17 protein-coding genes and 1 tRNA gene are annotated in these 12,280 nt (G+C 34.8%); all 18 read left to right on the forward strand.

The window, feature by feature from the left end; translation table 11 throughout:
• The first annotated feature begins 17 nt into the window (after positions 1-17).
• Entirely contained in the window at positions 18-263 is a 246-nt protein-coding gene (locus tag NOX90_RS06080; protein WP_375603920.1) for a monovalent cation/H+ antiporter complex subunit F, read from the forward strand.
• 6 nt (positions 264-269) lie between these two features.
• Positions 270-557, forward strand: coding sequence for a monovalent cation/H(+) antiporter subunit G (gene mnhG, locus NOX90_RS06085; protein ID WP_250296099.1), 288 nt, complete (start codon positions 270-272; stop codon positions 555-557).
• 1 nt (position 558) lies between these two features.
• Entirely contained in the window at positions 559-1,086 is a 528-nt protein-coding gene (locus NOX90_RS06090) for a DUF4040 domain-containing protein (RefSeq protein ID WP_375603921.1), read from the forward strand.
• On the forward strand, positions 1,079-1,498 hold the full coding sequence (locus NOX90_RS06095) for a Na(+)/H(+) antiporter subunit B (RefSeq protein ID WP_250296097.1): 420 nt from the start codon (positions 1,079-1,081) through the stop codon (positions 1,496-1,498). The genes NOX90_RS06090 and NOX90_RS06095 overlap by 8 nt, the downstream gene beginning before the upstream one ends.
• Positions 1,495-1,821, forward strand: a complete 327-nt coding sequence (locus NOX90_RS06100) for a cation:proton antiporter subunit C (protein ID WP_375603922.1) — start codon at positions 1,495-1,497, stop codon at positions 1,819-1,821. Before NOX90_RS06095 ends, NOX90_RS06100 begins: the two co-directional genes overlap by 4 nt.
• 123 nt (positions 1,822-1,944) lie before the next feature.
• Positions 1,945-3,966: an RNA polymerase sigma factor RpoD gene (gene rpoD / locus NOX90_RS06105; protein ID WP_375603923.1), complete on the forward strand. Its 2,022-nt coding sequence runs from the start codon at positions 1,945-1,947 to the stop codon at positions 3,964-3,966.
• Between the two features lie 93 nt (positions 3,967-4,059).
• On the forward strand, positions 4,060-4,815 hold the full coding sequence (locus NOX90_RS06110; protein ID WP_375603924.1) for an SGNH/GDSL hydrolase family protein: 756 nt from the start codon (positions 4,060-4,062) through the stop codon (positions 4,813-4,815).
• Between the two features lie 111 nt (positions 4,816-4,926).
• Entirely contained in the window at positions 4,927-5,301 is a 375-nt protein-coding gene (gene rpsL, locus NOX90_RS06115; protein ID WP_375603925.1) for a 30S ribosomal protein S12, read from the forward strand.
• Between the two features lie 5 nt (positions 5,302-5,306).
• On the forward strand, positions 5,307-5,786 hold the full coding sequence (gene rpsG, locus NOX90_RS06120) for a 30S ribosomal protein S7 (RefSeq protein WP_375603926.1): 480 nt from the start codon (positions 5,307-5,309) through the stop codon (positions 5,784-5,786).
• Between the two features lie 21 nt (positions 5,787-5,807).
• Positions 5,808-7,880, forward strand: coding sequence for an elongation factor G (gene fusA, locus NOX90_RS06125; RefSeq protein WP_375603927.1), 2,073 nt, complete (start codon positions 5,808-5,810; stop codon positions 7,878-7,880).
• A gap of 11 nt (positions 7,881-7,891) precedes the next feature.
• On the forward strand, positions 7,892-9,064 hold the full coding sequence (tuf, locus tag NOX90_RS06130; RefSeq protein ID WP_250296088.1) for an elongation factor Tu: 1,173 nt from the start codon (positions 7,892-7,894) through the stop codon (positions 9,062-9,064).
• A gap of 13 nt (positions 9,065-9,077) precedes the next feature.
• Positions 9,078-9,150 (forward strand) — tRNA-Trp (locus NOX90_RS06135).
• A 19-nt stretch (positions 9,151-9,169) separates the two neighbouring features.
• Complete coding sequence (gene secE / locus NOX90_RS06140; protein WP_375603928.1) at positions 9,170-9,370, forward strand: preprotein translocase subunit SecE; 201 nt, start codon at positions 9,170-9,172, stop codon at positions 9,368-9,370.
• Complete coding sequence (nusG, locus tag NOX90_RS06145; protein ID WP_375603929.1) at positions 9,360-10,196, forward strand: transcription termination/antitermination protein NusG; 837 nt, start codon at positions 9,360-9,362, stop codon at positions 10,194-10,196. Before secE ends, nusG begins: the two co-directional genes overlap by 11 nt.
• Positions 10,197-10,198: 2 nt before the next feature.
• Positions 10,199-10,639, forward strand: coding sequence for a 50S ribosomal protein L11 (locus tag NOX90_RS06150; protein ID WP_375603930.1), 441 nt, complete (start codon positions 10,199-10,201; stop codon positions 10,637-10,639).
• 4 nt (positions 10,640-10,643) lie between these two features.
• Complete coding sequence (rplA, locus tag NOX90_RS06155) at positions 10,644-11,297, forward strand: 50S ribosomal protein L1 (RefSeq protein WP_375603931.1); 654 nt, start codon at positions 10,644-10,646, stop codon at positions 11,295-11,297.
• Between the two features lie 12 nt (positions 11,298-11,309).
• Complete coding sequence (gene rplJ, locus NOX90_RS06160) at positions 11,310-11,828, forward strand: 50S ribosomal protein L10 (protein WP_375603932.1); 519 nt, start codon at positions 11,310-11,312, stop codon at positions 11,826-11,828.
• Positions 11,829-11,854: 26 nt separating this feature from the next.
• Positions 11,855-12,256, forward strand: a complete 402-nt coding sequence (gene rplL / locus NOX90_RS06165) for a 50S ribosomal protein L7/L12 (protein ID WP_015588768.1) — start codon at positions 11,855-11,857, stop codon at positions 12,254-12,256.
• The last annotated feature ends 24 nt before the right edge of the window (positions 12,257-12,280 follow it).

Here is a 12,280-nt window from a genome sequence, read left to right on the forward strand (position 1 = left end):
AGTTACATAGTCTTTAAATGATTCACATTGCTATCTATACACTGTTGTTCTGTATGAGTGTAATGTTGTGTCGCATAGTATCTAAGTCAAGTGATGTGTACAATAAGGTTTTAGCGTTCAATAATTTCTCAACGCAAGTAGTTGTGCTCATAACAGCAATATCAATCATTCTGAATAANTTTTTTTTAATTGATATAGCATTGTTATATGCTAGCGTTAGCTTTATATCAACTATAGCACTAATGAGATTAATGTTGTTTTAATAATTTATGATAGGGTCCGTTCTTATATTTTTAGGCATTTGTTTAGTAATCATTTCAAGTGTGGGAGTAATTAGATTTCCTGATTTCTATACTAGGTTACATGCAGCAGGTATTACAGATTCTAGTGGTGCAACGTTATTGTTAATTGGTTTTACTCTGCAGAATGAATTTTCAATCAATACTGTTAAAATAATATTATTAATTCTTATAATATGGGTAACTAGCTCAACTAATAGCTATATTTTAGCGCGCACTTATTATAAAGTTAAGAAAAAAACTGTTAAAGAAGGTTAAGGTGTTAGAAATATTAAATGTAGTGCTACTTTTGTTGTTACTAACAGTTACGGTTTTTATAGTCTTCTCGCGACATTTAGTCGCAAGTGCTGTTCTAATGTGTGTATTTAGTTCACTTATTGCGCTTATATACTTAATTATGAATGCACCTGATGTTGCAATTACTGAAGCTTCTGTTGGTGCGGGGCTCGGTACGGTTTTTACGTTTGCGGCACTCTCCTTAATAAAGAATCATAAAGTAAATCTATCTCATAACCCTATAACGCTTTTTTTTATGTTATTTCTGGCTGTATGTTTGTCATATTTTATGATTCAATTGCCAGATTTTGGCAGCCACAATGCTCCGATTCACTTGCATGTTGCTCCTTATTATGTGGAAAATACCGAAAAAGCTACCGGTATTCCTAATATAGTGACAGCTGTTTTGGCAAGCTTTCGTGGTTATGACACGTTTGGAGAAACTATAGTAGTTTTTACTGCTGCGCTTTGTATAACATTGATATTAAAAGAAGAAAAAGAAAATGATTAAAGATCCGATATTAAATGTAGTAACATTTTTGATGATACCTTTTATCATTTTATTTGGTTTATACATACAATTTCACGGTGATTACACTCCAGGTGGAGGTTTTCAAGCAGGAATAATTATTGCCTCCGGGATAATATTATATTCAATGCTATTTGGTGTATCTACAACTCTAAAAGCAATACCTTATTCTGTGGTTAGATTGACTAACGTGCTCGGTATTTTAATTTATGGAGGAACGGGCGTTGCAACAACTTTACTTGGCCAAAATTTTTTATCTTATGATATCTTGTCAGCCAATAATAGAACCGGTCAAAAATTGGGTATTTTTTTGGTGGAATTAGGTGTAGCATTTACTGTCTGCTCCTCTATGTTAATTATATATATGAATTTTGCTCGTAGGAAAAAACAATGACTTTATATAATTATACGATTATTATTGTATTAATGGTGCTAAGTTTATATATTATTATAAACGATAAAAATTTAATCAAGAAAATGATAGGGGTAAGCGTCTTCCAAGCATCTGTTTTGTTGTTTTACATATCTCTAGGATATATAAAAAGTTCTTTGCCTCCTATATTGGTTTCAAATTTTTATTTATATAGCAATCCTATACCTCATGTTTTAATGCTTACTGCTATAGTGGTTGGAATTGCAACATTTTCAGTTGGATTGTCCATAGCAGTAAAAATGGAAGAAAAGTATGGAACAATTGATCAAGACAAGTGTACATAAATTAACAGTATCTTAAACTATATGAAATAACAAATAGCCACAAGTTAAGAGTAAAATTATAGACTTGCTCGTTGTAAGTTTGTTTGTTAATAAGGAATAAAATTATGAACTATAAAGGTAATGATGTCAATTATTAATGATGCAGAAGATAAGAAAAAAATTATCAGAGATCTTGTAACTAAAAGTATAAAAAAGGGTGGTTTTATCACCTTTGATGATATAAATGATAAATTATCAGATGAAAATTTTTCGTCTGACTTTATAGATGATGCTATATCTTTATTGCAGGACTCCGGAATTAATGTGCTTGAAAGTAGCGAAGATGAAGAAGATATTCCTTCCAACAGTGATGATAGTAAACTTGATGATGATGACACATTGCCAAATGTTACTGCAACTTTAGTACAAAATGATGATCCAGTGAGGATTTATTTACAAGACATGAGCTCTGTAAAGCTTTTGTCAAGGGCAGATGAAATCGAGATAGCAAAAAAAATTGAATCTGAAAAGCATAACATGTTACGTGCAATAATTGAAACATCAGTAACATTAAAGGTGATAAAAGTATGGCGTGATGATTTAAGTAGTGGAGCTCTCTTACTGAGAGAAATTATAGATCTGGATGCAATTTATAACTCTGACTTTAATGTGGTACCCAAAGAAGAAAGTGAAGAGAGTGAAGAGAGTGAAGAAAGTGCTGAAGATGTTGAGGATTCTGAGGATGTTTCTGAAGATGTTGAGGATTCTGAGGATGTTTCTGAAGATGTTGAGGATTCTGAGGATGTTTCTGAAGATGCTGAGTACTGTAGTGATGATGAGAAAGATAGTAAAAAAAGTGATGATGAGAAAGACGGTGATAATGAAGATGTAAATTCAGCGAATTTAAATGTTTCTATTCTTGAAATGGAAAGTGACTTGTTGCCAAAGGTCATAGTTGCATTGGATGAGATAATTACTTTAACAAATGAAGCGTTGGTATTAAGAAAAAATTCTAAAGATTCCTCTGATGAACTAGAGAATTTGTATAGTCAAATATGGTCTATAGCATTACAAATTAAGTTAAGTGATGCTGCTGTTGCCAGAATTACACAAGAACTTTATAAGATAAATAGATCCATCACGCTTGAAGAGGCTAATCTTATTGCTGAGGCTAGAAAATACAATATCGATAGAGAAAGTTTCTATAAAGTTTATGATGACGTGCTTTTAAAGCACGAGTTGAAAGAGATAAGTCTTTTAAAGATCAATGAAAATCAGTCCTCTTTTACAGGTGAATTAAAAAACAAATTTTTAAGGTTTATAGACGATAACTCTGAACATATAGCTAGTACCTTGAACGGTATTAAGCAGCGTATACAGGAAGATAACGTACAAGAATTTAAGGAGCTAATCAGGAGAATACAAAAACACGAACGAGAAGTCTCTGAAGCAAAGCAAGAAATGATTAAGGCTAACTTAAGGCTAGTAGTTTCCATTGCTAAGAAGTATTCAAAAAGAGGCCTTGATCTGCTTGATTTGATACAAGAAGGCAATATTGGTCTTATGAAGGCTGTGGATAAGTTTGATTACAAACGTGGATATAAATTTTCAACTTATGGCACTTGGTGGGTAAGACAATCAATCACTAGGGCAATACCTGAGCAGTCCAAAGTAGTTAGAATACCAGTTCATATGGTGGAAATTATCAGTAAAATCAACAGAGCATTAAGAAAGATGACTCATGAGATGGGAAAGGAGCCGACGTTAGAGGAATTGAGTGTAGAACTGACAATGCCACTGGAAAGAATACGCAAAGTTATGAAAATAGCAAGGGATCCAGTAAGTCTTGAAGCTCCAACAGGAAAAGATGATAGTAGTACCTTCGGTGATTGTATAGAAGACAAGCGAGTCTCCAGACCAGAAGATGCTGCAATACTTGCTGACTTGCGCGGCATTACAACCAATGTTCTTGCAACTTTAACACCAAAGGAAGAAAGAATTTTGAGAATGCGTTTTGGCCTTGGTAAAGATGGGAAGGAGCATACCTTAGAAGAAGTAGGAAAAATTTTTAATGTAACACGTGAGAGAATTAGGCAAATAGAGGCAAAAGCACTGCGCAAGTTGAAACATCCAAGCCGCGCTAGAAAACTGAGAGGGTTCTTTTAAGTATACGTGTCAAGTTAAGAAGAAGCTGATTTCACCACTATTTTCTTTTTTTATGAATCTCATGAAACAACATGATTGGATATAGTAAATATTGTGGCAAACAAAAATGACAATTCTAATTCAAAGTATAGAAATTTTTATGTTTTGGGTGATAGTTTATCTGATAATGGTGCAATCATTGGAATTTTAAATAATTTATCCTTTGCAAAAAGCGTAAAGTTTGATGACCCTTTTTATCAAGGAGGATCTTTTAGCGATGGCCCTACTGCTGTTGAATATGTAGCAAAATATTTAGATTTAGACGAATTTAAACCTGGGTGGAGTTATTCATTTTTTGGTAGATGCCACGAACAGCAAGGTCAAAACTATGCAGTTTCATATGCAGCGGCATCTGAAATTTTTGACCCTATTTTTTCTTATTTCTTCAATAAATTTCGTTTAGCTAACCAGCTAGATGCGGTAATTAAACATCATCCAGACATGGGTAAAGAAGATTTATTTTTCATCGTGATCAGCGGAAATGATGTTATGGTTGCTACTGCTTATGACGATACTAAAGCGGAAGAAGTATTGGAACAAGCAGTGAGTGAAATATGTAACGCACTTAAGGTTCTAAATGAACATGGTGTTAAGCATGTAGTTGTTGCAAACGCACCTGACATTAGCTTAATATCAGCTTTTAATAGAGATGAAGAAGCAAGGGAATTAGCTACAAAGCTTACGGAGAGTTTCAATGCAAAATTGGCTAATGGCTTAGATTATATGAAGAAAAATACAGATCTTGAAATAAAAGCATTTGATCTTAACTCTAAAATGAAAAAAATGACCTTACTCAGATGGTATGAATAGTTATTGAGCTTAATTATTAGAGTAGTAATGTTTATTTTTATATTGACTATTGAGGTTTATTATTTTATAACTAAAAACTTAGTTATTTTAATGAGCTTGAGTTTATAACATATGCCTACGATAAATCAATTAATACGTAAGGGTAGATTAGGATTAACCCATAAGAAAAAGGCACCAGCTTTGGGAGAAAGTAACCCTCAAAGGAGAGGTGTTTGCACTAAAGTGTATACTACAACTCCTAGGAAACCTAACTCAGCACTCCGTAAGGTAGCCAGAGTAAAAATTAGTGGATATGGTGAAGTGATAGCTTATATACCTGGTGAAGGTCATAATTTACAAGAGCACTCTGTTGTTTTGATGCGTGGTGGGCGGGTTAAAGATTTGCCAGGTGTGCGTTATCACATAATAAGAGGTGCCCTTGATCTGCGTGGTGTGCAAAATCGGAAGAAGGCTCGTTCAAAATATGGTGTAAAGAAATCTGGTTAAAGTTTATGGCTCGTCGGAATAAAGCAAAAAAAAGAGAAATAAGTCCTGATTCGCGTTACGGCAGTGTTTTGCTGATGCGTTTCATTAATACAATCATGAAATGTGGTAAAAAATCTACTGCAGAAAGGATTATCTATGACGCTTTGTCTTTAGCTGAAAAGAAAATAGGTGAAGGTGGGTTATCAATTTTTGAAACAGCGGTAGGAAATGTTACTCCTTCTATAGAAGTGCGTTCTCGACGCGTTGGTGGTGCAACTTATCAAGTGCCTGTTGAAGTTCGACAAGATAGAGCGGTTTCTTTAGCGTTAAGGTGGATTGCTAAAGCAACTTCTGCTGCTCGAAAAAAGAGTGGAAAAACCACTGTTGATTGTTTGCAATCTGAAATACTGGATGCTTATAATAAACGCGGTGGTGCGTTTAAGATGTGCGAAGAAAAATATAAAATGGCTGAGGCTAATAAGGCATTTTCTCATCTTCGTTTTTAATGTTAGCTAATTAATTGTGATATGGAAGTTGGAATATCTAAATACAGAAATATAGGGATAATGGCTCACATAGATGCTGGTAAGACTACCACAACAGAGCGTATTTTATTTTATACTGGTAAACAAAATAGAATTGGTGAAGTGCATGATGGTGCAGCTTCTATGGATTGGATGGAGCAGGAAAAAGAGCGTGGTATTACAATTACATCTGCTGCAACAACATGTTTTTGGAATGATCATAGGGTTAATATAATAGACACTCCTGGTCACGTTGATTTCACTATTGAAGTTGAGAGATCTTTAAGGGTTTTGGATGGTGCAGTTGCTGTATTTGATGGAGTTGCTGGAGTTGAGCCTCAATCTGAGACAGTTTGGCGTCAAGCTGATAAATATAGTGTTCCTCGTATCTGCTTTGTTAATAAGATGGATAGAATAGGGGCAAATTTTTATCGATGTGTCGATATGATAAAGACGAAGCTTGGTGCAGCACCTTTAGTCATTCAGTTGCCAATAGGAAGTGAGAAAGATTTCAAAGGTATAATTGACCTTATTTCTATGAAAGCCATTATATGGCAAGAAGAAACGTTGGGCGCTAAATTTTCTTATGAAGATATTCCTTCCGATTTGCTTGATAAGGCTCAAGAATATCGAAATCTTTTATTAGATGCTGCAGCTGAGATGGATGATGAAGCGATGAATACTTACTTTGAGTCTAATGATCTGCCAGTGGATTTACTGAAAAAATGTGTGAGAAATGGGACCATTAAAGGAAAATTTGTCCCTGTATTATGTGGATCAGCTTTCAAAAATAAAGGCGTACAACCACTTTTAGATGGTGTGGTTGACTTTTTACCTTCTCCTATTGATGTTGATGTAATTGTTGGAACTGACCCTAAAGATTCAGAAAAGAAAATTGAGGTCAAACCTTCAGAAAAAGAGAAATTCGTTGCTCTTGCATTTAAAGTGATGACGGATAAGTTTGTAGGTAGCTTGACGTTTATTCGTGTTTATTCCGGTAAGTTAAAATCTAAATCTGCTGTGTTAAATGCGGGAAAAAATGAGACTGAAGGAATTGGCAGGATGCTGCTTATGCATGCAAATAACAGAGAAGATATAAACGAAGCTAAAGTTGGCGATATAGTTGCTTTAGTTGGATTAAAGAGAACAATTACTGGTGACACTTTATGTTCACCTGATTTTCCTATATTATTAGAGCGTATGGAATTTCCTGAGCCTGTTATTGAAATTGCTGTGGAACCTAAAACTACTTCAGATCAGGAAAAATTAGGTGTTGCTTTAAATAGATTGGTTGCAGAAGATCCTTCTTTAAGAATGTCAGTAAATGCGGAGAGTGGACAGACTATATTGAAAGGCATGGGTGAGCTGCATCTTGAGATTATTGTTGATAGAATGAAGCGCGAGTTTAATGTTGAAGCTAACGTCGGTGCGCCTCAAGTTGCATATCGTGAAACTATCACTAAATCTGTTGAAATTGATTATACTCATAAAAAACAGTCCGGTGGTGCTGGTCAATTTGCTAAGGTTAAAATAAAATTTGAGCCTCTTGAGCCTGGATCTGGGTTTCAGTTTGAGAGCAAAATTGTAGGTGGTGCTATTCCAAAAGAATATATTCCTGGTGTGGAGAATGGATTAGAGTTGATCAAAGAAGGTGGTATAATTTCTGGGTTTCCAGTTATTGACTTTAAAGCTACTCTTATTGATGGTGCTTTTCATGAAGTTGACTCAAGTCCTTTAGCTTTTGAGCTTGCTGCTAAAGGTGCTTTTAAAGAGATGGCAAATAAAGCTGGTCCAAAAATGTTAGAACCTGTGATGAAAGTTGAAATCATTACGCCTGAAGAGTATATGGGTGATATCATGGGCGATGTAAATAGCAGAAGGGGGCAAGTTTCAAGTATGGAAACACATAATAGTAGCACTATAATTCTTGCTTTCGTACCTCTTGCGAATATGTTTGGTTATATAAATGTTTTGCGTTCTATATCGCAGGGAAGAGCTCAGTATAGTATGCATTTTTCTTATTATGAACAAGTACCACAATATGTGGTTGATGAATTAAAGTTAAAGTATAATTAAGGGTAATAATTATGACAGCAGTAGTGGAAGCATTTGGAAAGCCACATGTAAATGTGGGAACAATAGGACATGTGGATCATGGGAAGACAACATTAACAGCGGCGATAACAAAGCATTATGGAAATTTTGTAGCGTACGATCAGATAGATAAGGCGCCAGAAGAAAGGAAGAGGGGGATAACAATAGCAACAGCGCATGTTGAGTATCAGACGGAAAAAAGGCATTATGCACATGTTGATTGTCCTGGACACGCTGATTATGTAAAGAACATGATAGTAGGTGCAGCACAGATGGATGCAGCGATATTGGTAGTGTCAGGGGTTGATGGGCCAATGCCACAAACAAGAGAGCATATATTGCTGGCGAAGCAGGTAGGTGTTGGATATATCGTGGTGTATATAAATAAAGCTGATGTTGCTGATGCTGAGATGATGGATTTAGTCGAAATGGAAGTGAGGGAATTGCTGAATAAATACGGATTTCCAGGGGATGAAGTGCCTGTTGTGGTTGGTTCAGCACTCAAGGCGCTGGAGGATGACAGCAGCGAATATGGAAAGAAATCAATAGATAAATTGATGGAAAAGTTAGATGAATATGTAGCGGTTCCACCAAGGCCTGTGGATTTACCATTTTTATTGCCAATCGAAGATGTATTTTCGATATCGGGGCGAGGAACGGTGGTAACAGGAAGAATAGAGAAAGGAGAAATAAAGACGGGAGAAGAGATAGAGATAATAGGCCTGAAAGCGACGCAAAAGACGATATGCACAGGTGTAGAAATGTTTAAGAAGTTGCTGGATAAGGGAAGTGCAGGACTCAATGTAGGAATATTGTTAAGAGGAACAAAAAGAGAAGAAGTGGAGAGAGGACAAGTATTAGCAAAACCGGGGACGATAACGCCGCATAGAAAGTTTAAGGCGGAGGTTTATATATTAAAGAAAGAGGAAGGAGGAAGGCATACACCATTTTTTGCGAATTACCAGCCACAGTTTTATTTAAGGACAACGGATGTAACTGGGAGCATAAAATTGCTAGATGGGAAGGAGATGGTAATGCCAGGGGATAATGTGAGTGTAGAAGTAGAATTGCAAGTACCGATAGCAATGGATAAGGGATTGCGTTTTGCGATAAGAGAAGGCGGTAGAACTGTTGGTTCTGGTGTTGTTTCTGAAATTTTGGAGTGAGAGTTTAAGTTATAGGAGTGTAGCTCAATTGGTAGAGCGCTGGTCTCCAAAACCAGAGGTTGTAGGTTCAATTCCTATCGCTCCTGCATTAATGTTGTGGTGGAAATGTTAAAAAGTTTGTGTGGTTTTTTCTGTGATATAAAGCAAGAAATACGAAGAATTGCTTGGGTAAAGAAACAGGGGGTATTGTCATCTCTATTTGTTGTAATGATTGTTATATTATGCTTTTCGATTTTCTTCTGTTTTGTGGATTTTATGTCTCTTTACGTAATTAAGGCTTTATTTGGAATTATTTATGGAATGTGAATATAAATGGTATATCATTAAAGTTGATTATGGATATGAGCAAAACATACGCGAATTGGTAAGTAATGCTGTTTATTTTAAGGAAGTGTTTATTCCTTATCAAACGGTATGTAATTCAAAGTCTGATATAAAAGAGTTATGTGAAGTGTATGTATATATGCATCTGTGTGATGAAAGCAAAAATATTTTGAATCAAACGCCTGGATTCTGTAGTGGCGAATCTGGTGATTTTGAGATGATTTCAGATGATGAGATAAGTTTAAAGTGTAAAGAATTTAATAGATATAAATGGTATATCTTGAGAGTTGCTTCCAATTGTGAAGAGAAAGTGCGTCAACATATATTGGAAAATTCTATGAGATTGGGTGTTAATAATTACTTTAAGGAAGTTTTTATTCCATATGAAGAACTAAGTGAAATAGAGTTGAAATCTAAGAAAATTGCTACACGAAGGAAATGCTTTCCTGGTTATGTCTTTTTATACGTGAATTTATGCGATGAAGTATTGAATTTTATCAATAATATACCAAAATCTCTTAAGGTTTATGGATTTTTGAAAAATGGTAATATTCCAAAGGTAATTTTGGATGATGAGATTCACTCAATGTGTAATGCACTTTATAATGCTCAAGAGACAAAGAAGTTAGGTTATGGTTATGAAAAAGGTGAAAAAGTGAAAATTAATGATGGTCTTTTTCAAAATTTTACTGGTAAGGTAAATATGGTAAACGATGAGAAAAAAATTATTAATGTGGAAGTATCGATTTTAGGTAAGCCGACAATAATAGAGCTTGATCTGGCTCAAGTAGAGAAAATAGAGGATTAATTATGAGTGTTGTAGTTGCTAAGATTAACTTACTTATGGAAGCTGGAAAAGCAATTCCAGGACCAAAAATTGCTTCAGTACTTGGTCCGCGCGGTATACCTGTTCCTAAGTTTTGTGAAGCTTTTAATAAAGTTACTAGCGCTGCTAACGCTAATTATAAAGTAGGCGATTTAGTAACAGTGCGAATTTCCATAAAGGATGATCGCTCTCATGATTTTACTGTCAGCGGTCCGCCTGTGGCTTATTTACTTAAGCAGGAGGCTAAATTAAGTAAAAGTTCTGGTAATCCTGGTAAAGAATTAGTGGCTAAATTACCTATGTCTGCTATAATTAAAGTGGCAAAGTGCAAGATGGTAGATATGAAAGTGGATAATGAAGATTCAGCAGTGAAAATGGTTGTAGGCACTGCAAAATCTATGGGTATAGAAGTTGTGGAAGGTTAGGTAAATGAATACATATAATGATAATCCTAAGCAGTGTTTGAAGAAGGTTGTTGAGTCTGCTTCAGCAAAATTTAATGAATCAGTTGATATTGCGGTCAATTTAGGCGTAGATTCACGTAAATCTGAAGAGCAGATGCGTGGTACAGTAGTTTTGCCTAAGGGTATCGGGAAGAATATTAAAGTAGCTGTTTTCACTCAAGATAAACATTTATTAGAAGCTGAAAAAGCTGGTGCTGATATTGCAGGAGGAGAGGATTTAGTTGAAGAAATAAAAAAAGGTAGAAAGTTGGATGTTGATTGGTGCATTACTACTCCTGATTTTATGGCAAAAATCACTCCTATTGCAAAAGTATTGGGTGCTAAAGGGCTGATGCCTAACCCTAAATTTGGTACTGTAACTTCTAACATTGCAGAAGCTATTAAAACCATTAAGTCTGGTCAGATAAAATTTAGAACAGATAAAAATGGTGTTATTCATGGTAAATTAGGAAATATTAAATTTGATATTGATGACTTGCTAGAAAATTTAAAAGCCTTTCTTAAAGTAATTAAAGATAATAAACCTATTTCTGTGAAAGGAGTTTACTTTAAGGGTGTTTTTTTAAATTCAACTATGGGTAAAGCTTATAAGATAAGCAAAGTGGAAGATATAATTTAAGGGAGAGATACCGTGAAGCGTAAAAATAAGGATGAATTTATACAGAACACAATAAACGTGTTTGTAAATAATGATTTCTTAATATTAGTAAATTTTAAATCTATAAATGCTAATGATTCATTAATCCTGAGGAATAACCTGAAGTCTATAACAGGTGGGGTATTAGTAGTTAAAAATACTCTGGCTCGCTTGGCTTTGGAAAGGACTGGCAAATTTTCTTATTTATCAGGCAAATTTTCTGGTCCTGTTGCTATTATATACTCTAGTGGCATAGTAGAAGCTGCAAAGTTAATAGTTGATTTTGCTAATGCTAACAAAGAAAAAATGTCTGTGATTTGCGCGGCTCATTTAAATGAATTGTTAACAATGGAAGATGTTAATAAACTGGCTAAGTTGCCTTCTCTGGATGAATTGCGTATTAAAATTATGCGTTTAATATCTTATGATATTCCTGCTCGATTGGCGTTGTCTATTAATTCATCTTCTATGAGGCTTATGAGAGTTTTGGATTATTATAGTTCTAAAAAATAAATTTATTGTTAAGTAAGGTGGTAATTATGAGTAATGTAACAAGTGATTTGGTTGATAAAATATTATCTTTAAATCTATTAGAGGCTTCTGAACTTGTAAAAGTTCTAGAAGAGAAAATAGGGTTGCCTGCTGGTTCTTTTCTTGGTGGAGCTGTTGGTGCTGGGGCGCCTGTTGGCGATAATGCTGCTGCTCCTGCTGCTCAAGAGAAAGTTGAATATAAAGTTGTGATTAAAGAAATTGATGCGAGTAAAAAAATAGGAGTTATTAAAGCTGTGAGAGAGGTTAATTCTACATTGGGTTTAAAAGAAGCAAAAGAGTTGGTTGAATCTTTACCTAAAGATTTGACTGCTAATGTTCCTAAAGACGAAGCAGAAAAAATCAAGCAAAAACTTATTGAAGCAGGAGCAACTAAAGTGGAGCTTGAATAATATTTAATGTATTAATTTTATATT

It is taken from the genome of Wolbachia endosymbiont of Anurida maritima, from assembly GCF_042182995.1.
Classification (GTDB): domain Bacteria; phylum Pseudomonadota; class Alphaproteobacteria; order Rickettsiales; family Anaplasmataceae; genus Wolbachia.